At 65.9% G+C, this 24,902-nt stretch carries 20 protein-coding genes; 18 read left to right on the forward strand and 2 right to left on the reverse strand.

The genetic code is table 11. The features are described 5' to 3' along the window. The first annotated feature begins 126 nt into the window (after positions 1–126). From AC07NS_RS18125 to AC07NS_RS18210, 18 genes are all read left to right on the forward strand, one after another. A complete protein-coding gene (locus tag AC07NS_RS18125) occupies positions 127–795 on the forward strand; it encodes a DUF2460 domain-containing protein (protein ID WP_494605433.1) in 669 nt (222 codons plus the stop codon). Further along, entirely contained in the window at positions 792–2,426 is a 1,635-nt protein-coding gene (locus AC07NS_RS18130) for a phage/gene transfer agent baseplate hub protein (RefSeq protein ID WP_494605435.1), read from the forward strand. The genes AC07NS_RS18125 and AC07NS_RS18130 overlap by 4 nt, the downstream gene beginning before the upstream one ends. Further along, a complete protein-coding gene (locus AC07NS_RS18135) occupies positions 2,426–2,848 on the forward strand; it encodes an NlpC/P60 family protein (RefSeq protein WP_494605438.1) in 423 nt (140 codons plus the stop codon). The genes AC07NS_RS18130 and AC07NS_RS18135 overlap by 1 nt, the downstream gene beginning before the upstream one ends. A 2-nt stretch (positions 2,849–2,850) precedes the next feature. Continuing rightward, on the forward strand, positions 2,851–6,462 hold the full coding sequence (locus AC07NS_RS18140; RefSeq protein ID WP_494605440.1) for a phage tail protein: 3,612 nt from the start codon (positions 2,851–2,853) through the stop codon (positions 6,460–6,462). 100 nt (positions 6,463–6,562) lie between these two features. Beyond that, positions 6,563–7,390 carry a hypothetical protein gene (locus tag AC07NS_RS18145; RefSeq protein ID WP_494605442.1) on the forward strand — a complete coding sequence of 276 codons (828 nt, stop codon included), beginning with the start codon at positions 6,563–6,565 and terminating at the stop codon, positions 7,388–7,390. Continuing rightward, positions 7,390–12,744: a beta-xylosidase family glycoside hydrolase gene (locus tag AC07NS_RS18150; RefSeq protein WP_494605444.1), complete on the forward strand. Its 5,355-nt coding sequence runs from the start codon at positions 7,390–7,392 to the stop codon at positions 12,742–12,744. The genes AC07NS_RS18145 and AC07NS_RS18150 overlap by 1 nt, the downstream gene beginning before the upstream one ends. Beyond that, positions 12,744–13,868, forward strand: a complete 1,125-nt coding sequence (locus tag AC07NS_RS18155; RefSeq protein ID WP_494605446.1) for a discoidin domain-containing protein — start codon at positions 12,744–12,746, stop codon at positions 13,866–13,868. The genes AC07NS_RS18150 and AC07NS_RS18155 overlap by 1 nt, the downstream gene beginning before the upstream one ends. Before the next feature lie 6 nt (positions 13,869–13,874). After that, positions 13,875–15,377, forward strand: coding sequence for a hypothetical protein (locus AC07NS_RS18160; RefSeq protein WP_494605448.1), 1,503 nt, complete (start codon positions 13,875–13,877; stop codon positions 15,375–15,377). A 1-nt stretch (position 15,378) separates the two neighbouring features. Beyond that, positions 15,379–16,050 (forward strand): hypothetical protein, encoded by a 672-nt coding sequence (locus tag AC07NS_RS18165; protein WP_494605450.1) that lies wholly within the window; start codon positions 15,379–15,381, stop codon positions 16,048–16,050. A 32-nt stretch (positions 16,051–16,082) separates the two neighbouring features. Beyond that, positions 16,083–16,904 (forward strand): hypothetical protein, encoded by an 822-nt coding sequence (locus AC07NS_RS18170; protein WP_494605452.1) that lies wholly within the window; start codon positions 16,083–16,085, stop codon positions 16,902–16,904. Then, the gene (locus AC07NS_RS18175; protein WP_494605454.1) at positions 16,904–17,800 is read left to right on the forward strand and encodes a hypothetical protein; all 897 of its coding nucleotides are present in this window, start codon (positions 16,904–16,906) and stop codon (positions 17,798–17,800) included. The genes AC07NS_RS18170 and AC07NS_RS18175 overlap by 1 nt, the downstream gene beginning before the upstream one ends. Next, positions 17,800–18,585 (forward strand): hypothetical protein, encoded by a 786-nt coding sequence (locus AC07NS_RS18180; RefSeq protein WP_494605456.1) that lies wholly within the window; start codon positions 17,800–17,802, stop codon positions 18,583–18,585. The genes AC07NS_RS18175 and AC07NS_RS18180 overlap by 1 nt, the downstream gene beginning before the upstream one ends. 3 nt (positions 18,586–18,588) lie before the next feature. After that, positions 18,589–19,467 carry a glycosyltransferase family 9 protein gene (locus AC07NS_RS18185; RefSeq protein WP_494605458.1) on the forward strand — a complete coding sequence of 293 codons (879 nt, stop codon included), beginning with the start codon at positions 18,589–18,591 and terminating at the stop codon, positions 19,465–19,467. A 242-nt stretch (positions 19,468–19,709) separates the two neighbouring features. Beyond that, the gene (locus AC07NS_RS18190; protein WP_494605460.1) at positions 19,710–20,321 is read left to right on the forward strand and encodes a lysozyme; all 612 of its coding nucleotides are present in this window, start codon (positions 19,710–19,712) and stop codon (positions 20,319–20,321) included. A gap of 3 nt (positions 20,322–20,324) precedes the next feature. Continuing rightward, positions 20,325–20,753, forward strand: coding sequence for a hypothetical protein (locus AC07NS_RS18195; protein ID WP_494605462.1), 429 nt, complete (start codon positions 20,325–20,327; stop codon positions 20,751–20,753). Continuing rightward, entirely contained in the window at positions 20,753–21,211 is a 459-nt protein-coding gene (locus AC07NS_RS18200) for a hypothetical protein (RefSeq protein WP_494605463.1), read from the forward strand. The genes AC07NS_RS18195 and AC07NS_RS18200 overlap by 1 nt, the downstream gene beginning before the upstream one ends. A gap of 46 nt (positions 21,212–21,257) precedes the next feature. Next, positions 21,258–21,467 carry a hypothetical protein gene (locus tag AC07NS_RS18205; RefSeq protein WP_494605465.1) on the forward strand — a complete coding sequence of 70 codons (210 nt, stop codon included), beginning with the start codon at positions 21,258–21,260 and terminating at the stop codon, positions 21,465–21,467. A gap of 5 nt (positions 21,468–21,472) precedes the next feature. Beyond that, the gene (locus AC07NS_RS18210) at positions 21,473–21,676 is read left to right on the forward strand and encodes a hypothetical protein (RefSeq protein WP_494605466.1); all 204 of its coding nucleotides are present in this window, start codon (positions 21,473–21,475) and stop codon (positions 21,674–21,676) included. A gap of 72 nt (positions 21,677–21,748) precedes the next feature. Here AC07NS_RS18210 and AC07NS_RS18215 read toward each other — a convergent pair whose 3' ends face one another. Beyond that, positions 21,749–23,155, reverse strand: coding sequence for a TROVE domain-containing protein (locus AC07NS_RS18215; RefSeq protein ID WP_494605468.1), 1,407 nt, complete (start codon positions 23,153–23,155; stop codon positions 21,749–21,751). Between the two features lie 893 nt (positions 23,156–24,048). Then, positions 24,049–24,768 (reverse strand): helix-turn-helix domain-containing protein, encoded by a 720-nt coding sequence (locus tag AC07NS_RS18220; RefSeq protein ID WP_494605470.1) that lies wholly within the window; start codon positions 24,766–24,768, stop codon positions 24,049–24,051. Positions 24,769–24,902 lie beyond the last annotated feature (134 nt).

Below are 24,902 nucleotides of genomic sequence, written 5' to 3' on the forward strand. Positions count from 1 at the left end.
AGCCGACACTCGCGAGTGTCGGCTTTTCTTGACACTCAGACGACGCCGTGACAGCTTGCCGGCCATGAAACGACCTGCGGCGCCTTAGCGCGGCGGGGCCCACATCCTCCAAAATCCGAAAATCCTTTGGCGACTTCGACCTTTCACGAGGTCCTGTTCCCGCCTGCCATTTCCTATGGCTCGCAGGGCGGACCCAAGTTCAAGACCTCGATCTTCGAGGCCGACAGCGGCTACGAGCAGCGAAACCAGGACTGGCAGACCACGCGCGCCGAATACGACGTCTCGCACGGCATCAAGAGCCAGGACCAGATGGACGAGCTGACGGCCTTCTTCATGGCCCGACGCGGCCGGGCCTACGGGTTCCGGTTCAAGGACTGGAACGACTACAAGATCAAGCAGCAGATCATCGGCGTCGGCGACGGCTACGAGACCCAGTTCCAGATCATCAAGACCTACACCTCGGCCCAGGACGAGAGCGGCGAGAGCTACTCGTTCTCGCGCACGATCACCAAGATCAACTGGGACACGATCTCCGGCCTGACCGTCGGCGTCGCGACCCTGTCCAGTCCTGGCCAGTACACGGTCGACCACGCCACCGGCGTCATCACCTTCGCCAATCCGCCGGCCGAGGAGGCCGTGATCAAGATCGGCTACGGCGAATTCCACGTGCCGGTGCGCTTCGACACCGACCACCTCGATCCGGCTCACGACTTCTGGAACACCCTGTCCTGGCCGAACATCCCGCTGAAGGAAGTCCGCGACTGGTCGGGCCTTGAGACCGCGATCAGCTCGTGAAGAACATCCCCGCCACCCTGAAGGCGCACCTTCAGCAGGAGGTGACGACCCTCTGCACCTGCATGTCGGTCAAGCGCCGGGACGGCAAGTCCTACCACTTCACCGACCACGACCTTCCCGTCACCTACGACGGCACTCCGCACATCCCCTACAACTCGTTCGCTCGGACCTCGATCTCGACCACCTCGGCGCTGGAGATCGACGAGGTGGAAATCCGAGGCGTGCTCAACAGCGACTACATCGCCCGGGACGATGTCGTCGGCGGCCTCTTCGACTACGCCGAGGTCGACGTCTACATCCTCAACTGGGCCCAGCCTGACATGGGCCGGGTCATCCTGCGCACCGGCTGGCTGGGCGAGGTGACCACGCGCGAGGACGGAACGTTCGACGCCGAGCTGCGCGGGCTCACCCAAGTGCTTTCCACGCGGATCGGCGAGCAGTATTCGCCCGAATGCCCGGCGCAACTGGGCGATGACCGCTGCGGCGTGCCGCTCGATCCGCCGCGCTGGGCCGCGCAGACTAAGTACGCCAAGGGCGACGCGGTCCTGGGCATCGTCGACGCCGCCACCGGCGTCTACAACCTGACCTTCGTCAACGGCTCGTTCGACGTCGACGGCAACATGCTCCAGCGCAATCCCACGGGCTGGACCGGCTACGGCGGCGACGAAGGCCGTTGGCGGACCGCTGCCAGCTTCTATGGGACCTCGGCCAAGAGCGGCGGCTACGCGGCCTTCAACACCGACAACCGCACCAACAACAACGTCAAGACCAACACGGCGATGGGCATGTACCAGGTTCTCGATCTGGTCGCCCAGGGCGTGCCGGAGGAGGACCTCGATACGGGCCTGTGCCGGGCCTACTCCACGCTCTACCGCGCCACGGTCAATTCCAAGGGAACCACGCGCTTTCGCATCTACGCCCTGGACGAAGACGGCGCTCAGGTCGGCGCCTCGGCCATCTACGACAGCGGCTCGTCGGGCGGCAACGAAGACAGCTGGATCAAGACCACCGTCAACAACGTCCTGATCCCGGCGACCACGCGCCAGCTCAAGTTCGACCTCTACGCCACCAAGGTGGCCAAGTACGAGGAAGGCGGCGGTTTCGACACCATCACCGCCGCCGTCAACAGCCCCAACGGCACCGGCGGCAACGTCGATCAATACGGCGGCGTCGTCTTCGTCGCGGCCAATGCCGGCGTCAGCGGTTCTGACGAGCCCGACTGGGACAACTCGGTCGGCGTGACGACCTCGGACGGCACGGTGACGTGGACGGCGGTTACGACCTGGAAGGCCGTCACCACGGTTCAGTCGGTGACCAGCTCCAAGGTGTTCACGCCCACGAGCCTCAATCAGGTCGAGGGCTATTTCGACGGCGGCTACCTGACCTGGGAGACCGGCTCGAACGCCGGCCGCAGCCAAGAGATCAAGACCTGGGCCGACGGCGTGCTCACGCTCTTCCAGCGCCCCTTCTACGCCATCGCGACGGCCGACCGCTTCGTGATCCACCCTGGCTGCGACCGCACGGTCAGCACCTGCCTGTCGAAGTTCAACAACGTCCAGAACTTCCGAGGCCACCCGCACGTGCCGGGCCAGGACACCTACTACGCCACCCCCAACGCCCCCAGCGACTAATGTTCCGCGCCGACATCATCACCGAGGCCCTCACCTACGTCGAAGGCCGCGTGCCCTGGCGCCACATGGGACGCAGCCGGCAGGGGGTCGACTGCATCGGCCTCGTCTGCGGGGTCATGACGCACTTCGGCATCGCCTACGAGGACCAGCCCAACTACCGGCGAACGCCGGACGGCCGGCTGGTCGAGGTCATCAAGCGCCACCTCATCTGGCGCGATCCCCAGACGCTAGGCCACGGCTCGATCGTGGTCCTGCGCGACAAGAACCAGCCTTGCCACGTGGGCTTCATCGCCCAACGCGCCGACGGCCCCAAGCTCATCCACGCCTGCGTCATGAAGCGCCGCGTCGTGGAGGAGGCCTACGACACCTTCTGGAGCAGCAAGTTCCGCTGCGTCCTCGATCTGCCTGGAGTTGAAGACTAGCCATGGCCTTTGCGGCTGCATTCGCCATCTCGACGATCGCCCAGATCGGGATCAGCTACCTGTTCCCGGCCGAGGGCCCTCGCATCAAGGACCTGAAGGTCACCGGGTCCACCTACGGCGCGGCGATCCCGCAGGCCTATGGCCAGTGCCGCGTCGCCGGCAACCTGATCTGGTCCAAGCCGATCGTCGAGCACAAGAAGAAGAAGTCCGGCAAGGGCGGCTACTATAACGAGTACACGTACAGCTGCACCTACGCGATGGCGATCTGCAAGGGTCCCATCGACGTCGTCCGCCGCATCTGGGCCGACGGCAAGCTGATCTACGACGTCACCGGCGAGAGCGAGACCAACAACTCCAAGTACCGCATCCGCCTCTACTACGGCACCGAGACCCAGACGGCCGACAGCTCGATCGCGGCCGACAAGGGCGATGAGGCGCCGGCCTACCGGGGTCTTGCCTACCTCGTGTTCGACACGATGTACCTGACCGACTTCGGCAACCGCATCCCGCAGATCACCGCCGAGGTCTACGTCGGCAATCGCGACACGGGCACCACCACCACCGCCGTCGTGACGGCGATGACGGCGAGCGACGGCGACTTCTCGACCACGATCCAGGCCAGCGAGATGATCGCCGACTTCGAGCGCGGCTACGCCTACATCCGGCAAGGCACCACCGTGCGCCGGGTGATCCTGTCGACGGGCGTGGAAGACCGCCAGATCGCCAATGGCGACTTCGACTTCCCCAAGACCTACTACCTGCTGCTGTCGGGCGACAACCAGACGCTGGCCAAGCTGCTGACCTGCACGTCGGACGGCTCGCTGATCGTTTCCCATTCGACGGGCGACGCCCTCCAGCCGATCGACCGGATCGACCCCTACAGCTACACGGTCACCTCGACCTTCGGCTATGCGGCCTCCTCGGGCACCGAGAACAGCAGCTACGCCTTTGTGCAGCCGACGGCCGCCTGCGTGGCCCTGGACAACGACGACAACGAGTACGTCCTCACCCTGGGCCGGGGCGGGCAAGTCGGGGTGCTGCTGGCCTCCGGCATGACCTACGTGCGCGGCTCGGGCCAGCGCCTGACCGGCGCCGACAGCACGATGAGCTTCTACTGCTGCGGCCGTGACGCCGACACCAGCGGCTATCCGAGCTTCTTCGCGCTCTGGGGCTGCTCGACTTCCAGCACGTCGGCCTACTACCAGAAGATGGTCCTGACCAAGCTGGACGGCGACGGCCAGAGCGTGGCCTTGACGATCAGCGGCGTGAAGTCGATCGGAGCGGTGATCTGGGACAGCTCCACGGCCGGCGTGCTCATGTTCTGGACCGACACCAGCGGGCAGGCCTACATCTCCAAGTACCTGGAGGACACCGGCGCCGAGCAGTTCCGCACGGCGATCGCCGGCTACCCCACGTTCTTCTCCAACCAGTCGCGGGTGCTGACGGGCGAGTTTGCCTGGGTCTACAGCGGCCGGCTCTACATCCTGGACACCACCAGCGGCGGCTTCGTCAATCACGACACCACGACCGACGACAGCGAAGTGGGCGACCCGGACTGGGACGCGTATGTGGCCCTCTACCCCGAGATCGAGACGGCCTATGAGGCCTCGGGCGACGAGATCGCCGACAGCCTCACCGAATACGCCCGCTGGTACTACTACAACTACGGGCAGGCGGCCGGGCAGACCCTGCCCCTGATCTCCGACACCTCGACCGACGGCCTGACGCTGGGCGACGACTACAGCTCGTCGATGGCCGCCATCCAAGCCTACGACAGCGAGCGCGGCCTCGTGGTCTGCTTCAAGGGCTTCAACGCGCTGATCAAGGTCGGCGCGGCGGCCGTTGACACCAACATCGGCAGCCTCGTGGAGGCCCTGCTGATCGAGGGCGGCCTGGAAACCACCCAGTTCGACCTCACCGACATCTACTCGATCGGCCTGACGGGTTACGGCTGGGCATCGGGCACGGACATCAAGTCGGTCCTGGAAGACCTCAAGCGCATCTTCCTCTTCGACCTCGTCGAGAGCGAAGGCGTGCTGACGGCCGTGGTGCGCGGCTCGGGGCCCAACGGCGACGGATCGGTCAACGCGACCATTCCCCAGGCTCTGCTCGGCTCGTCGGGCGAAGGCGCGTCGGATTTCTGGAACGAGACCCGTGTCCAGGAGGCCGAGCTGCCCGCCGCCGTCGCCCTGACCTACATGAACGTCAACGACGACTTCGAGGCCACGGTGGCGCGCAGCTCGCGCATCTCCAATCCGGTGAACACCATGTGGTCGCGCCAGCAGCTGGCGGTCGAAGCCAACGTCGTCATGACGCCGGCAGCCGCCAAGGTCCGCGCGCTGAACATGCTCTACGCCCAGTGGGGCGAGCGCACGAGCCACAAGACCAAGCTGCCCTGGATGTACCTCTACCTGGACCCTGCCGACCTCGTGTCGGTGTCCATGGACGATGGTCGGAGCTTCCTGGAGCGGATCGACAGCACCGAGGTCGGCGCTGACTTCTCCCTGGCGCTGGAGACCTATGGCCAGGACAGCGGCGCCTATGACTGGGACATCACCAAGATCAACGCCGACGGCGGCGGCAACGGATCGAGCCAGACGATCTCGGTGTCCAAGCCCGCCACGCCGATCGTCCTCAACACGCCCCTGCTGCGCGACAGCGACGACACCGGCGGCTCCTTCAGCCGCTACTATGCCGGCGTCGGCAACGGCGCGACCTCGACGTTCGAGGGCGCCTCCTTCCACCGCTCGACCGACAACAGCGAGTTCACACAGCTCTTCAGCAGCTACGAGGACGTCGAATGGGGGACGGTCAAGGGCGTGGTCGCCTCGCCGCGCCACGGACCCTTCGGCCTGGACTGGGAGACCAAGATCACCATCAGCCCGGCGGTCTCCTGGTTCGAGCTGGAATCCATCACCGAAGACCAGCTCTGGGATGGCCAGAACGCCTGCGTAGTCGGCGACGAGGTGATCCAGTTCATGGACTGCGTTGAGAACAGCGACGGCACCTGGACGATCTGGAATCTGCTGCGGGCCCGGCGCGGGACCGAGTACGCCATCTCCAGTCACACGGCCGGCGAGCGGTTCGTCTTCCTCAACAACAACACCATCGAGCTGCTGGGCGACACCCTCGACAGCCGGGCCAAGCCTCGCTTCTTCAAGGCGGTCGGCAGCGGCCGGACGCTTTCGAACTCCTCGGCCCTGTCGGTGACATACGAGCCGCGCGACCTGATGCCCTACGCGCCCGGCGATGTGCGCCGGACGATCTCCTCCTCGGGCGACATCTCCATCACCTGGGCGCGCCGCACGCGCCTGGGCGGCAACATGGAAGACGGCACCGGCGAGGTGACCCTGGGCGAGAGCACCGAGAAGTACGAGGTCTACATCCTCTCCTCGGCCTTCAGCGGCGACGAGTCGCGCGGCGCCGCGCCGGACAGCTACGTCCGTATGAGCACCGTGACCGAGCCAGTGCTGGTATACTCGGCACAGGAGCAGTCGGCGGACTCGTATGCCGGAAATCTTGACACCCTCCACGTGGTCATCTATCAGATCAGTGCAGCTGTCGGACGTGGCTTCCCCGCCGCACGCTCCATCGAATCCTGGCGGACCTTCTAAGGTCCGCCCCCTCCCCATCGACGGTCTCTAAGACGCGCGAGCCTTCGCGCGCTCCCTCGCGCCTTGCCGGCGCGCGGCCGTCGTCGCGTCCCAAGGCTCCATGACCGACACGACCACGATCCTGGGCATCACCCAGGTCTCGGCCTCCCAAAATCAGAAGGAGGCCACGATCAACACGGCGATCGCCGTGCTTGAGGCGGCCATGAACGACAGCGTCACCATCAGCCTCGCCTCCGGCGCGGTGACGCTGACGTCCACGCAGTTCACCCGCTACTTCCTCCACCGCTACAGCGGCCATACCAGCGCGACGGTGGTCACGATCCCGGCGACGGTGCGCCTGTTCGCCGTCCGCAACGAGGGCACGGCCTCGATCACGGTCAAGGTCCTGGGAACGACCACGGGCCTGACGGTCCCTGCGGCCAAGATCGTCCTGTGCATCTCCAACGGGGAGACGGTCCGGGCCCTCAGCTCGACGTCCGCCGACGGCACGGGCATCGCCTACCTCTACGACCTGTCGGACGTTTCGGGCGCCAGCTCGCCGAGCGCGGGCCAGCTGCTGGGCTACAACGCCACGTCCGCGCTCTGGGAACCCGTCGACAGCGTCGCCGACATCAGCGTCTACGCCTCGGCGGTCAGCGCTGGTGCCATCCACCGCCACATTTTCGCGCGCGCCGCGACCTTCTACGGCGACTTTAGCCAGTCGCAGGCGGTCCTCACCGAAGCGCCCGCCTCGGCGCTGGTCTTCACCGTCTACAAGGGCTCCAGCGCGGTAGGCACGATCAGCTTCGCCGCCGGCGCCACCTCTCCCACCTTCGCCACGACCGACAGCGACAGCATCAGCTTTGCTGCCGGCGACGTGCTGCGCATCGACGCCAGCGCCGCCAGCGCCGCCGGCCTCGTGCTGACCCTGAAGGGTCTTTTCGTCTGATGTCCGACACGACCTCTATCCTGGGCATCACCCAGGTCTCGTCCTCCCAAAACCAGAAGGAAGCCACCATCAACACGGCCATCGCCGTGCTTGAGGCGGCGATGAACGACAGCCTGTCGCTGGCGATGGACACGGACGTCACCCTGACGGCCCAGCAGTTCACGCGCTACTTCTACTTCCGGTGCGCTGGCGCCCCTTCGGCGCGCTCGCTGACCGTCCCCTCGACCGTGCGCTGGTTCGCCGTCGAGAACGGAAACACAGCGACCCTCACCGTTTCGATCCTGGGCTCGTCGGGCGCCAGCGTGACCCTGGCCGCAGGCAAGGTCGCCCTAATCGTTTCCGACGGCGCGAGCCTGCGCACCGTGGTTCCTGACGCGGGCGCTGGTCTTGGCGTGCTGCGCGACCTCTCCGATGTGGACGTGTCGGCCGCCGGTTCCAAGATGTTCCTGGGCTACGACACCTCCACGAACAAGTGGACCGCCCAGAAGATCGCGCCGGCCTTCACCGATCTGGCCGACGCGCCCAACAGCTACAGCGGCAAGGCCGGCTACATCCTCCAGGTCAACGAGGACGAGGACGGCCTGGAGCTGGTCATTTCCTCGGCCGCGATCAACGACCTGACCGATCTCGAAGACACGCCCGACAGCTACGCCGACCAGCGCTACAAGGTCCTGCGCGTCAACTACGACCAGGACGGCGTGGAATTCCACACGCCGCAGTTCACCGACCTGGGCGACACGCCCAGCACCTACGGGTCCAACGGCGGCAAGCTCCTGGCGATCAACTCCAGCGCCAACGGCGTGGAGTTCCGATCGGCCAAGATCGCCGACATCTCCGATGGCCCCGGCCTGCCTGGGACGACCAACGCCGGCAAGTTCGTGCGCGCCTCGGCCGATGGCCAAAGCTGGATTTACGCCGACGGCACCACCGGCCGGGACTCGTTCCTGGACCTGATCGACACGCCCGAGACCTTCGCAAACTCGGCCGGCAAGGTGCTGCGCGTGAACACGGCCGGCGACGCCGTGATCTTCGCGGGCCTGACGCTGGGCGAGCTGTCGGACGTCCCGGACACCTACGCCTCGCATGGCGGCCAGTTCCTGGCGATGACCTCGGCGGCGGACGGCTTCGAGTACCGCCTGCCCAAGATCGCTGACCTCAGCGACGGGCCCGGCTCGCCGGATGCGGCGACCGCCGCCCAGGTGGTGCGCGTCAACAGCGGCCGGACCGGACTCGAGTACCACACGCCCGCCCTGGTGGACGCCAGCGACTTCCCGTCGACCTACAAGGGCCAGGGCGGCAAGTACCTGATGGTCAAGGCCGACGCGTCGGGCATCCAGTTCACCACGGCGACCTACACCAGCAACTTCCTGGCCCTCACCGACACGCCCGACAGCTATGAGAGCCAGGGCGGCAAGCTGGTCGCCGTCGACAGCGCCGGAACGGGTCTGGTCTTCCTGGCCCAGCCCTTTATCCCCCACAAGCTCGGCCAACTGGACGACGTGGAAGATGGGACCGGCACGCCGGCCGACGGCGACATCCTGCGCTATCGCAACGGCGTATGGCAGGCCGAGCCGAGCACGGGCCTGGGCGGGTCGGGCAGCGGCGACGCCTCGGCGATCAAGACCTCCTCCTTGGGCGCGCACCTCTACTGGCGCCTGCTCTTCAAGGCGGTCGACGGCGGCTCCTACGTGGCGGTCCGCGAGATCGCAATGCTGGCCAACAACACCGGCAGCGATCTGGCTGAAGGCGGCGGCGTCTACGCTTCGTCGGCTCAGACCATCGCCCAGGCGCCCAACGCTTTCGACAACGGCGACAGTGCCTGGTACTCGGCCGCCAACGACGTGGTCGGCGCCTACATCGGCTACCAGTTCACCCAGGCCACCGAGGTCGGGTACATCAACATCACGGCAGGCTCCACGCCCGCCAACGCGCCGCTATCGTTCGACGTCCAGTACAGCGACGACAAGACTACCTGGACCACCGCATGGAAGGTGCGAGGCCTGTCGACTTGGACGGCCGGCGAGGTGCGCGGCTTTATGCCCGCAGCGCGCCCGGCCTTCACTAGCCTGCTGGACGCTCCCGACGCCTACACTGGCGCGGGCCTCTCCTACGTGCGCGTCAACTCCTCGGCCACGGGTCTTGAGTTCGAGGAATTCCCCGCGATTCCCGAGGCGATCAGCGACCTCTCCGACGTCGATGCGACGGGCGCTTCGGCCAACGACGTCCTGGCCTATGTCGACGGGGAGTGGCAGCCCAAGGCCGTCGCCGACATCTACGCACGCGACTTCGGCGCCCACGCCTACTGGCGCGCCCTCTTCCTCTCCAAGTCCTACCCGGCCTATGGCGTTGGTCTCGCTGCGATCGAATGGATGGCGACCTCCGGCAGCGCCGATCAGGCGACCGGCGGCGAAGCCATTGCCTCGTCGGAGGCCGGCTCGGGCTTCTTCGTCGAGAACCTCTACGACGGCGATCCGCTCTCGAACTGGATCAGCCTGCCGAAGGCTCAGGACGGCGCTGAAGGCGGCGTCGCCTGGGCAGGCTATCACTTCGCCTCGGCGGTGAACGTAGGCGCCGTGCGCATGACCGCGCCCAGCGTCGCTGCGGACGACTATCTGCACAGCCCGTCGTCCTTCCACGTCCAGTACAGCGACGACGGCGCAAACTGGTCGACCGCCTGGAAGCAGGCGTGCTCCTTCGACCCTGGCGAGGCCGTGCTCTTCGAGGCGCCGACGGCGGTGAACAACTTCACCGACCTGACCGATGTGCCCACCGCCTATGGCCAGCCGGGCCAAGTGGTTGCGGTAAACGCCGACCAGGACGGGCTCGAATACTACACCCCCGTCACCTCCCTGGAGATGCTCGACGACGTCGACATGCCCACCGGCGCTGCGGCCGAGGGTCAGGTCCTGACCTTCAAGAACGGCTTCTGGCAGCCGGAGGACCCCGTCGGGGAAGACGAGAGCGTCACCACGCCCCACGCCTTTTGGCGTGTGGTCATGAAGGAGTCCGTGGACGGGACCGGCGACCTCGCCCTTCTGGAAGTCGAGCTGCGTGACGCGGCAGGCGAAAACCTCGTCGGTCAAGGCACCGTCCTGGGCGACAGCACCGCCTCCTACGCCTTCAACGGCTCGACCGAGGTGTCCGGCGGCGTCTACCAGAAGTCCGCCAGCAACGCGAACTCCGGTGTGGTTGGCTATCAGCTGTCGACGGCCCAATCGGTCGCAGAAGTCGTCATCTGGCCCTACACAGTCGCGCGCGCTCCGGCCGCCTTCGACATCCAGTACAGCGATGACGGATCGGGCTGGATCACGATCAACTCCTTCAGCGGCCAGACCGACTGGGTAGCGGGCGCCAGCAAGGCCTTCACGGTCTCGTCCAACAAGAGCTTCCTGTCGTTCACCGACACGCCAAAGAGCTACACAAACCAGGGCGGCAAGTTCCTCAAGGTCAAGACCGACGACACCGGCATCGAGTTCGTCGAGGTCCTGGTTCCCTCGCGTCTTGGCCAGCTGGCGGACGTCGAAGACGGCACCGGCGGGCCCAACGACGGCGACGTCCTAGCCTACAAGAACGGCGCGTGGCAGGCCGAGGCTTTCCCGGATGTAGACCCCACCGAGGTGGTCTACGTCATTGAGCCGGGAAGCTTCGCCCCGCCGACGGCCGCCGACTTCACGGGGGTCGTGCTCAATCCCGACAGCGCCACGATCAGCTTTGCCAATGTCGAGGGCAAGGGCGCGATCTTCCACGGCGGCCAGGGCTCTGGTTCGTCGAGCACCCAGACCGTTCGCGCTTACCTCAAGCCGATCGCGACCACGACCACCTTCGAGGCAGTGGCGCGCCTGAAGCTGACGCTGCGAGGCCTTGCGGCCGAGAGCGCCGGCCTCGTGCTGCGCTATGACCAGAGCGACAAGCTGATCTGCTTTGGTCGTGGCTACACCAGCTCGGGCACGCACACCCTGCGCGTGGCCTACATGACCAACTCCGCGACCCTGTCGTCCACGCCGGTCGAAATTCCGACGACGGCAGACATGGAGTGGTTCAAGGTCACGATGGCAGACGGCGCCATCAGCTTCTACGGCTCGGCCGACGGCGAGGTCTGGACGCTGATCGGATCGGCGACCACAACCGCCTTCCTGACCAAGGCCCCCAACCAGATCGGGTTCTACGTCAACGCCGCCTCGACGGTCATCACCTCCGAGCTGGGCGTCTGCGTCCTCTACTACAAGGATACCGACTACGCCGCACAGAGCCTGGGCGTCTTCACCACCCTGACCCAGTACATCGTCGAGCCGGGCGGCTTTGCGCCGCCTGATCCCGCCGATTTCAACGTGACCGACACGCTGTCGGGCGGCACGACCTTCGCCTCCTATGACCAGGGTACGGTGCTGAACGCGGGCGCGGCCACCAATGGATCGCCGGCCCTGCGAGCGGCCTTGAAGACGGCGCCCACTGGCTCGTCCTGGGAGGTCAAGGCACGCTTGCGTGCAGGGCTTGCCGGCACCGCCGGCGCCATGGCGGGTCTTGTGGTTCGCAATGGCTCCAACAGTCGCTCCCTGACCCTGGGCATGACCACTTCGCCGGACGCCCAGCTGGAGGTGATCCGGCGGACCTCGGACACGGTTATCAGTTCGACGCTCTACTCGACCCCGCACCTGCCGGGCGTGGAATGGTATCGGATCGCGTTCGACGGGTCCTACCTGCGGTTCTCGATCAGCAGCAACGGTGTGACGTGGCTGGAGGTCGGCACAGACCTGCTGACTGACTTCCTGTCGGCTGTCGACACCTGTGGCGTCTTCGTCGATCCGCACGAAAGCAACACATTCGGCGATCACGGCCTGCTGGTGCTCTACTACGAGGATACGACCTACGCTGCTCAAGTCCCCAACGCTACGGCGGCGGACGAGGATGAAGACGCGGTCGAGGCCCTGACCGATCTGTCGGACGTCTCGATCTCCAGCACGCCTAGCAACAAGGACGTGCTGACCTACTCGACGGCATCTGGGAAGTGGATCGCCCAGGCGTCCGAGGCCAGCGGCAAGCTGGGCATCTCCACCCAGGTCGATCACTACACGCTCGCGATCGAGGACGCCGAGAGCGTCCTGATGATGAACACCTCCGCGCTGGCGACGGTGACGGTCCCGACCTACGCCTCGGTCGCGTTCCCGGTCGGCACGCAAGTCAACATCGTCCAATACGGCGCAGGTCAGTTCGCCCTCGCCGGCGCCACTGGCGTCACGCTGATCCTGCCGGCCGACATGAGCGCCAAGTCGCGCGCCCAGTACAGCACCCTCTCGATCGTGAAGCTTTCGCTGAACGTCTGGGTGGTGATGGGCGACACCGAGCCGGTGACCTGATGCGCCTTATCCCTGGCGTTGTGGCCGCCGGTCGTCACTACGAAGTCGACACCACCGCCGAGGCCGACAAGCCGCACCGGTACTGGCGCATCCTGATCGACAGCGTCAACCAGGGCGGCTCTTACGCCGCAGTTGGCCAAATGGAGTTCCTCACGGGCGATCAGACCGCCAACAAGGCCATCGGCGGCGCGGCGATGGAGAGTGAGCACAACAGCAGCTACGTCGCGGCCAACGCGTTTGATGGCTCGCTCACGACCTTCTGGCGCGGGTCCTCCTCCGGCTGGCTGGGCTACGACCTAGGCGCAGGTAACGAAATGGCGCTCAAGGTGGTCACCTTGGGCGCCCCTAACGACAGCACGGCGCTCACCCAAATGCCGTCCGTCTTCCGCGTTCAGTACAGCGACGACGCCGCGACCTGGACGACGCTGTGGACCCAGCAGGACGTGCAGGGCTGGATGATGGGCGAGCACCGCCTCTACTTCCGGCCTGATTTTGCTTGGGAGACGGCCCAGCACAGCCTCTTTGGGCCCCACCTCTACTGGCGCGTCGTCTGGACCGAGGTCCAGACCACGGTCTACAGCATCGCCGAGATCGAGATGCGCCCAACGCCGTCAGGGTCGGACGCGGCGACCGGCGGCACGCCGTTCGCCTCTTCGACGGCCACCAGCTACGGCGTGGCCAACGCCTTCGACAACAGCACGTCCACGGAGTGGCGCTCCAGCGCCTACGCCTGGGGTACGACGATCGGCTACCAGTTCGCCACGGCCACCCAGGTCGCCGAGGTGGTGCTGACCTCGGCCAGCGGTTCGACGTCGGCGGCCTACACATCCCAGTACGGACTCGTCCAGTTCAGCGACGACGCGACCAATTGGACGACGGCTTGGTACTTCAGTTCGCCATCGGCCTATTCCACCTCGACAGCCAAGACGTTCACCGACCCGAACTACTACGATCCGACAAGCGGAGCCGTGGCCGAGACTGCGAACTTCGTCGAAGTGCTCACCAGGACTAAGTCGTCGATCCAAAACTCCACATCATTTGTAGAAGTTATCACACGCGGCGCTGAGCAATGGCGCTTGACCAACTCCTACGCCGAAGTCATCTCCACCTATCAAGGCACTTAAGCGAATATGGCTCTCGTCTTCTGCGACGGTCTGGACATCTACACGCTGGCATCACAGCTCGCATACAAGTGGACGTCCGTAAGCACCAGCACCTCGGCCTACACCTACAACCTCTCAGGCGGCGTGTCTGGGGGAGGCTATCTGGCGCTTTCGAATGATTACACTACGTCGCCAGTCGTAACGTATGCAATGGGTCAACTGTCGAAGTATTATTTCTCCTGCTGGGTCAAGTTCACCGCGTCGACCAACCTGAGCACCACGCGCTTTGTTGGCTTCGGCAATACGGCGCCGACCTCGACTGCGTCCAACATCGGCTCCTATTCGACTAATACCGTCGCGCTGGGCCTCGACGCCAATATGCACGTGACGGCTGTGGTCAACGGCTCGGTAGTGGCGACGGGGACTGCCGTTCTTTCCTCCAACACTTGGTATCACGTCGAAGCGTACATCGAATGGGCAACCTCGGGCGGCGTTTTCAACGTCAGGGTCAATGGCGAGACGGACATCAGCTACACCGGCGCGACTTGGAACGGCTCTGGAGTGTCAGGCGCCACATATCTTCTGCTCGGGTCTCAGGGCACGACGAACGCTGGTCCTTGCTGGGACGACCCGATGCTCTGGACCCCCAGCGGTGATGCGCCCAACAGCTGGCTAGGGCCGTGCATCATCAACACCGTGCTGCCCCAGGCCGACGGCTCGCAGACTGCCGGCGTGGCTACGCCGGAGGTCACAACCGTGACGCCCAGCGCGCACAAGTATTGGCGGCTGTATGTCACCAACTCGAACTACAGCAGCAGCTGTTGGCTTTATGAGCTGCAAATGCGCGAAGTCTCTGGCGGAGACAATGTGATCGCCACGGGTACGATCTCGGGCACCTTTTCGGATAGCGGCAACGTGGGGGATAGCTCCCTCAGCACCTACGCATACGCGTCCACCACTAACAACGTCGTTGGCAAGTACATCCAGGTCGTGTTCAGCACCGCCAAGATTATTTCCGAGGTCGTGCTTTCGATGGGAGCCAACTCTATCTACGCGGGATGGGGACCCAAGGATTGGCAGATCGACTATTCCGACGATGGAACGACGTGGACCACCGCACTCAGCGCCACCACGAGCGACTTTTCTTCCGTCAGCAATATCCGCCGCTTTCTTGTTTGGACCTCGGACGCCCAGCGAGTGAGGACCTGCGACGGGGACACGAGCTACCTCACCCTCAGCACGGCGGGAGACGCTTCGACTTTCGACATGGAGGACCTGACCGACAGCGGCCAGACCATCATCGGCGTGGTTCCCAACGCCGTCGCCCGCGCAACTGGCGCTTCGGTCCGTAAGATCAAGCATGAGGCGATCAGCTCGGGCGTCACCGGACTGTCTTCGTCAGCCAACGTGCAGCCAAGCTCGTCCTATATGACTTCGCAGGGTTGCTTCACAACCGACCCGGCGACTGGCAACGCTTGGACGGTCGCTGGCCTCAACGCCGCCGAGTTCGGCGCCCAGCTCTACCTCTGACGTGAGCTATCACGTCGATCACTGGTGCGTTCCGGCCATGTGGGAGGACGAGACCGTCGCCATTGTCGGCGGCGGTCCTTCCCTGGCGGACGTCGCCCTCTCGGGCCTGGAGGGCGCTGTCCGCGTTATCGCGGTCAACTCCAGTTGGGAGAAGGTTCCGTTCGCCGACCTGCTCTTCTTCGGCGACGCCCAGTGGTGGCGCTGGTACGGCGATCGCGCTGGCAGCCGCTTCCAAGGCCAGATGGCGACGGCTTGCTCGGCGCTGATCCCCGACGGCCGGCTCAAGCGCCTGAAGAGGGCCTACACCGGCCCCTTGGCCCGGGCCCGCCATGAGGTCTTCGGCGCCGACAGCGCCCACATGGCGATGAATCTGGCCCTCCATGCCGGCGCCAGCCGCGTCCTCCTCCTGGGCGTGGACATGCGCTTCTCCGGCGGGCGCGCCCATCACCACGAAGAGCACCCCAAACCCTCTCGCGAGAAGCACTACCTCAAGGACTTTCCCCCGGTGTGGGCCCAAGGGGCGCCAGCCATGAACGCAGCGGGGATCGAGGTCCTGCGCTGCACGCCGTCGGCGCTCGATTTCATTCCTGAGCTTGAGCTGACGGAGGCCCTGGCGCTTCCGCCCCGCCGCAGAGGTCGCCATTCTATGACTCTGTGTGACGCGATTTCTTGACACCGGTGATTCATGGCCCTACCCATTGGGCCATGAGCACGGCATTCGTTCACATCCGAGACACTCCGCACTACCGACGCGACGCTTTCGTCGGCGGCCTGTCGCGGCTGGGCTACACGGTCGTCGCTAACCAGCCCTCAGGCCCGGTGAAGGCTGACGATGTCGTCGTCGTCTGGAACATGACCGCGCGCTCGCGCCGGGCGATCGATTACGCCGAGCAGGCCGGCGCGGCGCTCATCGTCGCCGAGAACGGCTACTACGGCGCCGACGAGTACGGCCGCCAGAACTACGCCTTGGCGCTTGGCGGCCACAACGGCTCGGGTCGTTGGCACGTGGGCGATCGCAGCCGGCTCGACGACCTCGCCATCGACTTCAAGCCCTTCGACCTAAACCGCGACGGCTGGACGCTCGTCGCCGACCAGCGCGGGATCGGTCATCCTCTCATGGCCTCGCCGCCGAGTTTCTCTGCCGACGCGGAGGCTTGGCTCAAGGCGCGCGGGATCATGCCGCGCCTGCGGCCTCATCCTGGCAGGCACCAGCCGGCCCTCAGCCTGACTGAAGAGCTGAAGGGGACCAAGCGCCTCTACGTCTGGTCCTCCAACAGCGCCACCGAGGCGCTGATCGCAGGCATCCCCACCTACTATTTCGCGCCGACCCTGGTCACCGCCGGCGCCGCCCAGCGCGTGGGACACTCCCCATACCTCTTCACCGATGAGCGCCGCGAGGCAGCCTTCATCCGCATGGCCTGGGCCCAGTGGAGCGTCTGGGAGATCAGCAGCGGGCTGGCCTTCCACACCCTCCTACAAGTCCATCGTGGCGAGTTGGCCGGCACCTCGAACCTGGAGCGCCGTTGATGAGCCTTCTCACGCCCGCGCACCTGCGCCATCCGCTGGACCTTCCGCCCCTGGCGATCATCCAGGAGGGCAAGCAGAAGTCTCGCGATCTGGCCGAGGCGATCGTCGAGGGCTTCGGCGGCGGCGCCATCGCCGTCGGCGCCACCCCCGCCGAGGTCAAGCCCAACTACATGCCCTGGTTTGTCGGGCTGCACCCTTCGACCGCGCCGACTCTCCACGCCATGCAGGCCGCCGGCCGGGCCTTCGCCTATGTCGATAACGGCTACTTCCGCCCCTACAAGCAGGGCGGCTACTTCCGCGTGACGATGAACGCCCTCCAGGCGATCGACGAGGAGCCCGACGAGGCCGTGGCGATGAAGCGCTACGCCGCGCTCGATCTGCCGCCCCTGGCCCCGATCGCGCCCGCCGACAAGGACGACGGGCATCTCCTGGTCGTCCTTCAGTCGCGCCCCTGGTACGAGATGGTCCTGGGCGAGAGCCGCGAGTGTTGGCTCGACCGCCAGCTGGCCAAGATCGCCGCCGCCGGCTTTACCCGTGAGGTCCGTATCCGCGACAAGCCGTCCAAGACGGTGACCGTGCCGCGCACCCTTGCGCAGGACCTGGACAACTGCTGGGCCGTGGCCTCCCTTAGCTCCAACGTCATGGTCGAGGCGGCCATGGCCGGCGTGCCGTCCGTCACGCTGGGCCGCTCCGCCGCATGGCACATGGGCTCGGACCTGCTGGCTTCGATCGAGCAAACCCGCCGCCGGGCCTTGATCCATCTCGACATCCAGCGCGAGGACCGGCTGACGGCCCTGGCTGGCTGCCAGTGGACCGCAAACGAATTCGCCAGCGGCCTGATGCGCCGCCAGCTCGCCGCCCATTCCCATCCCGACATCTTCCGTCCCTTGGCCTGATGACCACCCACGTTTTCGTCGGTTACGACACCCGTGAGCACGCCGCATGGCTGGTGTGCCGCGACAGCCTTATCGCTCCCGCTGGCGAACGCCTCGATGTCGAGGTCCACCCGCTGGTCACCCAGCGCCTTCGCCGCTCGGGCCACTTCGACCGGCCCTGGCGCATCGACGGCGGCGGCCAGACCTGGGACGAGCGCGACGGCCGCCCGTTCTCCACCGAGTTCAGCCATAGCCGCTTCCTCGTGCCCCAGCTGGCGCGCGAGATGGGGCTGTCGGGCAAGGTGGTGTTCGTCGACTGCGACTTCATGTTCTTCAGCCCGGTCGCTGATCTGGTGAAGCTGGCCAGCGACGAACACGCCTTCAGCGTCGTCCAGCACGACTTCGGCAAGATCGCCGAGGGCGTGAAGATGGATGGGCGCCTCCAGCAGCGCTACTTCCGCAAGCTCTGGTCCAGCCTGATCGTGTTCAACCTCGATCACCCGCATATCGATGCGTTCCAGACGCGCTACGCCAACGAATGGCCGGGCGCCGACCTTCATGCCTTCAAGGGCTTCGGCTTCGAGGAGATCGGCGCCCTGCCTGAGAGCTGGAACTGGATTCCCAGGCACAGCGATCCGACGACGCCGCCGGACGCGGTCCACTGGTCGTTCGGAGGCCCCTGGATGCCGGATGCGGTGGCGGCTGATCCGTCCAACTACGTCGGCGCATGGCGCAACCGCTACAAGGGGCTCGTCCATGAATTGGCCCGCACCGACCAGCTGGTCGAAACCTTCGCGCTGGTCTGAGCCATGGGATACGGCGACAAGCTGATGGCGATCGGCGACGCCTGGGCGATGCACCAGCGCGATCCGCTCAAGCGCAAGGTGGCGATCGGCGACGAGGAGAACCGGCGCCTGGACCTGACCGACGTGGACCTGCACTACGGCCTGGATCACTTCCTGGCGACGCCGGCCGACCTAGAAGCGGGTGCGTCCTTGACCTGGGTCCGTTCCTGGCCCGGCAACCGTCCGTACATCGACTACGGCTCGATGCGGAAGCGCTTGATCGAGGCCGGCGGCTCGCCGACCCTCAAGCAGCGCAAGCTCGTGTCCCGGCTGGGGCGCTACATCTTCGATCTCTCCTACCGCCCGACGCCGGCGCCGATCGTGCTGACGCCCGAAGAGGAAGCCCTCGCGGTCGAGTGGCGCACGCGCGAGCCCAAACTCATCCTGCTCGAACCCTACATCAAGGCCGACGCGCCTCCGGGCAAGCAGTGGCCAATCGAGCGCTACGAGGAGGTCGCAAAGCGCCTGTCGCCCTGGTTCTCCGTCTACCAGATAGGCGCCCCCGACCGGCCTACGATCGGCGGCCTGCCGCGCATCCGGCCCGAGAGCTTCCGCCAGTCGATGGCCTACCTCAAGGCCGCCAAGCTCTACATCGGTCCCGAGGGCGGGCTGCATCACGCCGCAGCGGCCATGGGAACGCGCGCCGTGGTTCTCTATGGCGGCTTCACCTCGCCGCTGATCACCGGCTATCCGGCGCTGCACACCAATCTGACCGGAGGGTCGCACGGCGCCTGCGGAAGCCGCTACGCCGGCTGCGCCCATTGCGTCGAGGCGATGAACGCCATCACCGTGGACGAGGTCTACCGCCATGCCTGTAACCGCCTCTACGTCCCTAGGACCTGAAGCGAGCGTGCGCGAGGCCGCCCTACCGCCGGCCGTTATCCGAGCGCTGCTTTGGGACCATGGCGAGGACCTCACCATCGGGCGTCTGAAGGCCCTCAGCGATGCCCAGCTGCTCCGATCTCCAGACATCGGCGCCAGAAGCCTGAGGCTCATCCGCGCCCTTGGGTGACGCCATTTCTTGACATCTGCGGTAAATTCACGTAGTCAATGTGGGAATTTCCCCACATTGAGAGCCCTACGCCGTGCGCGTTTCCGCCGCCGGTCTGAAGCTGATTCAGACCGCCGAGAGCCTTAAGCTCGCCCCCTATACCTGCGACGCCAATATTTGGACGGTCGGCTGGGGCCATGCCCTGACCACCCCCGCAGGACAAGTCATCGACGAAGACGTCTTCGGTGTCGCCAAGGCCAAGGCCCTGGCGGCTGAAGCCATGCAGCGCCTGTATGGTGCCCAGACCATCACCCGGGCCCAGGCCGACAAGCAGCTGGCCGCCGATTGCGCGCGCTTCGAGGCCGCCGTCAACAAGATCGTCGACGCCAAGACCGCCCAGTGCGAGTTCGACGCCATGGTCTCCTTCGCCTTCAACGTGGGCGAGGCCGCCTTCGCCACCTCGGCGATCGCGCGCCTGCACAAGGCCGGCGCCCGCAAGGTCGGCGACATCTCCCTGTCGGGTCTGGCGGCCAAGTCCAAGGCCAAGGCCGACCCCGTCAACATCCAGATCGCGTTCGCGCGCTGGTCCAACGTCAGCGGCGTTTGGACCAAGGGCCTCTTCCGCCGCCGCGCGGCCGAGCTGATGGTCTATGGCGGCTGGGACGCCGATGCGGCCATCAAGACGGCCTGGGCTTTCAACGGCTAGCCGATGTTCAGCTCGTTCAAGGAGCGCCTGCTCCAGTTCTTCCGCTGGGTCCGCGACACGCTCGACACCCTCTGCGACCGGCCCGATCATCTCCAGCGCCTCGCCGTCATCGGCGCGGGCTTCGTGCTTTATCCGACCCTGTGGGCCGTAATCCTGATCGCCTGGAAGGGCTACCCTTCGGAGCTGGCGTCTCAGAGCCTGGAGATCATCGGCTGGGCCCTCCTGGGCGTCCTGACGCTCTTTGGCCTCGTGATCATCGCGCTCCTGGGGATCATCAAGGGCGTCCATGTCCAGGCGCCCGGCGGCGTCGAGATCGACATCCAGACCACCTCGGCCTCGCCGGCCGAAGCGCCCTCTCCCTCCACGGCCGTCTCCGCGCCCGCAGCCAAGACCGTCGCGCTCGGCAAGACCCCGCCGAAGGTGTCCGACTGATGCTCAAGATCATCCTGGCGCTCCTGCTGAGCCCGTGGACCATCGGCGTCGCCGTGATCCTGGCCCTGGCCGCCTTGCTGGTCTGGCGCTTCCTGGGCGCTGCGAAGCTCGTGGCGATCTTCGGCAGCTGGCGTCTCTGGGCCGCCATCGCAGCAGCCTGCCTCGTCCTGGCCTTCGCCCATGGCGAGGAGCGCCAGACCAACCTCGAAGCTCAGGTCGCCACGGCCGCCCAACAGCACGTGGCTGATACCGACGCCACCGCCACCACCCAACTGCGCGTCGATCAGAAGACCGCACGCGCGGCCCAGTCCGCCCACTACGCCGATGTCATCTCCAATGCCCAACCCGACCAAGCGCAAGACGCTCTCCTGGATGCGATCGCTGCTGATTACGCTCGCAATCATCCCGGCGATGGCGCTGACCAGCTGCTCGACGACAGCGGGCCTGCCAACCCCTGACAGCCTGTATCCCCAGGCGATCCGCAGCTGCTCCGCCGAACCGGCCGTGCCCGCGCGCCCGGCGCCCGGCGTAGCCCGCCCTGACGAGACCAAGGCCGACTACACCAAGGCGCTGCACGACTGGGGCGCGGACTGCTCCGACACCGTCGCGGCGACCAACACCCGCGCGGTCGCCTACGAGGCCCAGTTCAAGGCCGCCAACACGCCGGCCTGGAAGAAGGCCCTGGCCAAGCTCACCCCCTCCAAGAAGGACTGACCGCGATGCTCCCCGAAGTCGCCGACGCCATCCGATCCGAGATCGCCGCCGCCAAGGCCGATCTGGCGGCCCTGCAAGCCATGAAGCCGCCGCCACCGGCAAAGCCCGCCCAAGCCGTTCCCGCCGGCTTCCAGGAGGTCGTGACGCAGAACGGGTTCTTCACCACCCTGGTCCCGCTGGCTGCCGGCGGCGTCACCGTGGCGCGCTAGGCTGCTGAGCCGCCAAACGAAAAGGCCCAGGACCTCGCGGTCCTGGGCCTTTCTTTTTGCCTGTCAGCCGGATCAGACGCGGTTGTCGTCCAGGGCCACGCCCAGGCCGGCACGCTCCAGCTCCTGGATGTAGCGAATGGTGTTCTCGCTGAAGCCGTCGATGTGGACCCACTTGTCGTAGCCGATGCCGTTCTTGGCGCTGGCGACGTTGAGCATGTAGTTGCGGGCGCCGAACGGGGTGACCTTGCGCGGATTGCCGCGCGAGCTGTCCTGCTCGTCGGTGATGACGATGATCCGATCGGCCGTCTTCTCGGCGTTGCGGACGGCCGCCATGGCCTGCTCCAGGAAGATGCCGCCGTAGCCCAGCTTCTCGTTGCCCTTCTTGAGGGCGTCGATCAGGGCAAAGCCCCGTCGGGCGGTCGGGATCAGACCCGTGGCGTGGAGACGGCGGCCGTCGCAGCCGGCCGTGGCGTAGACCACAGCCTGCTCGCATTGCTCGCGCAGCAGCGCGGTCATGGCGCAGGCGGCGTCGAGGCGCTGCATCTCGGACTTGGTCGCGAGGGGCTGCTGCATCGAGCCGGAGATGTCGACGATGACCACGGTCTTGCCCGGCAGCTTGGCGCCGCCCTCCAGCTGGGCCAGCAGGGCCGCCTCCAGGGCGTCCTCCAGGCGCGGCGCGTACTTTGCGGCGGTCAGGAAGCGGAACGGCAGGACCTTGCTGGCGCCCTTGCGGTCCAGGATCGCGGTACGGACCAAGGCTTCGTCGACGCCGGCCTCACGCATGCCGCGCAGGTTCCGCAGCAGGGCCATGTAGCCGAGCTTGCCCTCACGCAGGAGCCGCTCGAACTCGACGCGCTTGTCGCCGCCGGCCGAGAGCGCCACTTCCCAGGTGTCGGGGGCGGTCAGCGTCTGGTTGGTCAGGTCGGCGAAGAGCGCGGCTTGCTCGTCGTTGGCGGGCTTGGCGTGCGAGAGGAAAAGCACGTCGCGCAGGCGCACGGCGCGGGCGCGGTCGTACTTGGACAGCTGATAGCGGTCGAACTTGTTGAAGGCGCGCGCCAGCCCCTTCTTGAGCTGGCCCGAGAGCGGCGCGCCGGGCCCGTTGGCCTTCCAGTACAGGGCGACCAGCTCGCTCAGCTCGTCGGCGCGCGAGATCACGCGCTCGATGGTGTCGCTGACGAGCGAGGTGCCCGCGCCGGTCTTGCAGAGGGTGACCAGGAGCCAGAGCGGCACGTGGCGCAGCTTGCCTTGCTCGCGGGCCTCAATGGCCAGGGCGGCGAGGTCCTGGGGCGAGACCTGCGCCGCCAGGGCGCTGATGCGCGTGGCGATCGTCTGGCCGCTCTCGTAGAATTCGTCCTCCCACAGGAAGCAGGACATGACGCTGCGGCGCAGGGCCTGGAGCGTGCTCATGCGCGCTGCGGCCGAACCGCCGTGGGTGACTTCGTTGAAGGTGTGCTTGGTGGCGGCGTTGACGCTGGCCATGGATCGTTCCTGAGATCGAAAGCCGCAAGGCCGCAGGGGAATGGACGAGGACGGGACGCTAAGCGCTCTACCAGCTGAGCTACCGGGCCCTTTTGACTGCGCCCAGGCGGGACTCGAACCCGCGACCACTCGTTCCCAAAACGAAGGAACCGTCCTCTACGCCACCTGCGGCCTTGCGGCCGGGTCTGATCCGGCGCGTTGGGAGACGAACGGGGGAACCGGCGCCAACGGAGAGAGGCATCGAAGCCCCGAGGTACGGGCGCAACGCCCGCACGCTTTCATCCGCGAAGTAACCGTCGGCTTTCGCCACCCGCTCGTCTTCCGACGCGCCGGACTTCCAGACCTGGAACATTGGGGACCCGAGGGGATAATTCGGCGAGACCTTTTCAGTCTAACGCTCTATCCACTGAGCTACGCCCTCCGAGGAAGACGGCGGGACTTGAACCCGCGACCTTCAGATGTGCGAACGAAGTAAGTCTCGCCTACGCCACCCCGGGTCTCCGATGTTCCAGGCCGTCATTGACGACCTGACAGAGTAGTGGCGGTGGGGGAACGATCGTCCTCGACAGAGGCCTCCACGACGCAATGGCGCGAGTGCCGGTCTAGGCTTGGTTCTGATGGTAAGCGATGTAGTCGAAGACTGCACCACCCACCGCCTATAGCTCTGTGTCAGGGATTAAGCCGACGCGGGGGTTTGGTTCGAGTTATGCGTTCGATGAACCCGCGCCGTGTCGCCACTGACGATGAGAGGTGTAGCGGGGCACCTAGCGAGTGTCAACATATGGCGACACAAAAAATCGTGTATGACGCCATTTTTCTACATCCGTTAGGCCCAGGAATCAGAAAAGCCCCGGCATGCCGAGGCTTTCGGATCGAGCTGAGAGGGGCCCGGGCTACTTTACGGAGGTCACTTGGCCGATGACGCGCCCCAGGAAGGACAGGTCTTCGACGGGGACCTCGGAGAAGCTCTGCTGGTCGTTGGCGTAGACGCGGTAGAGGTTGGACTTGGAGGGACGCACCACCTGCTGCACCTCAGCGCGCTTTTCCTTGTCGGCGAAGACGTAGACGCCGCCGGCAGGACCAGGGAGGTCGCCGCGTTTGATGATCAGCACCGAACCGGGCGTGAAGCCGGCGGAGAAGTCGATCGCCTCGAACAGCACCATCTCGGCGCACGAGACGCCCAGGTGAACCGAGCACCATTCAGGGCTCATCGTCCAGAAGTTCTCGGACGCGAAGACGCCATCGCTGGTGTCGAAGATCACCTGCTCGACCACGTCGGGCGAGCCGATGCCGAAGGCGAGCCACTCGGGGGTGCAGTGCAGGATTTTGGCGAGCTGCTCGATCTTGGTCAGATCGGGGATGTTGGTGCCCAGCTCGTATTCGCCGTAGGTCTGACGAGAAAGCGGGCCGAACTTCTGCGCCTTCTCGCGGTAGATCAGGACCTTCTTGGCGACATCGTCCTGCTTGAGGCGCAGATCGAGACGGCGTTGCGCCAGTCGTTCACCGAAGGTCTTGGGTTGCTCGACTTTATACAGTTGCGAACCCACGCGGCGCTGGCCGACATTAGTACGCCGAGGAGCGGTATTGACGCTCCCTTCGTTCTCCTTCGTCATGCTGAGTCTCCTTTTTCCGACGCTGACCGTCCCTGGGTTGAGGAAATCCGGCGCCACCGGCATTCAGATATGCCAGTGTCGCCAAATCCGCAACCCGAAAACTTCACTAGACCTCAAATTGAGCAGACTTTGGG

The organism is Caulobacter sp. GW821-FHT10A10 (assembly GCF_059415745.1).

Coding starts and splice junctions, on each gene's coding strand:
- AC07NS_RS18135 (WP_494605438.1), top strand. CDS start 2,426: ATGTTCCGCGCCGACATCATCACCGAGGCCCTCACCTACGTCGAAGGC.
- AC07NS_RS18140 (WP_494605440.1), top strand. CDS start 2,851: ATGGCCTTTGCGGCTGCATTCGCCATCTCGACGATCGCCCAGATCGGG.
- AC07NS_RS18145 (WP_494605442.1), top strand. CDS start 6,563: ATGACCGACACGACCACGATCCTGGGCATCACCCAGGTCTCGGCCTCC.
- AC07NS_RS18150 (WP_494605444.1), top strand. CDS start 7,390: ATGTCCGACACGACCTCTATCCTGGGCATCACCCAGGTCTCGTCCTCC.
- AC07NS_RS18155 (WP_494605446.1), top strand. CDS start 12,744: ATGCGCCTTATCCCTGGCGTTGTGGCCGCCGGTCGTCACTACGAAGTC.
- AC07NS_RS18160 (WP_494605448.1), top strand. CDS start 13,875: ATGGCTCTCGTCTTCTGCGACGGTCTGGACATCTACACGCTGGCATCA.
- AC07NS_RS18170 (WP_494605452.1), top strand. CDS start 16,083: ATGAGCACGGCATTCGTTCACATCCGAGACACTCCGCACTACCGACGC.
- AC07NS_RS18175 (WP_494605454.1), top strand. CDS start 16,904: ATGAGCCTTCTCACGCCCGCGCACCTGCGCCATCCGCTGGACCTTCCG.
- AC07NS_RS18180 (WP_494605456.1), top strand. CDS start 17,800: ATGACCACCCACGTTTTCGTCGGTTACGACACCCGTGAGCACGCCGCA.
- AC07NS_RS18185 (WP_494605458.1), top strand. CDS start 18,589: ATGGGATACGGCGACAAGCTGATGGCGATCGGCGACGCCTGGGCGATG.
- AC07NS_RS18195 (WP_494605462.1), top strand. CDS start 20,325: ATGTTCAGCTCGTTCAAGGAGCGCCTGCTCCAGTTCTTCCGCTGGGTC.
- AC07NS_RS18200 (WP_494605463.1), top strand. CDS start 20,753: ATGCTCAAGATCATCCTGGCGCTCCTGCTGAGCCCGTGGACCATCGGC.
- AC07NS_RS18210 (WP_494605466.1), top strand. CDS start 21,473: ATGCTCCCCGAAGTCGCCGACGCCATCCGATCCGAGATCGCCGCCGCC.
- AC07NS_RS18215 (WP_494605468.1), bottom strand. CDS start 23,155: ATGGCCAGCGTCAACGCCGCCACCAAGCACACCTTCAACGAAGTCACC.
- AC07NS_RS18220 (WP_494605470.1), bottom strand. CDS start 24,768: ATGACGAAGGAGAACGAAGGGAGCGTCAATACCGCTCCTCGGCGTACT.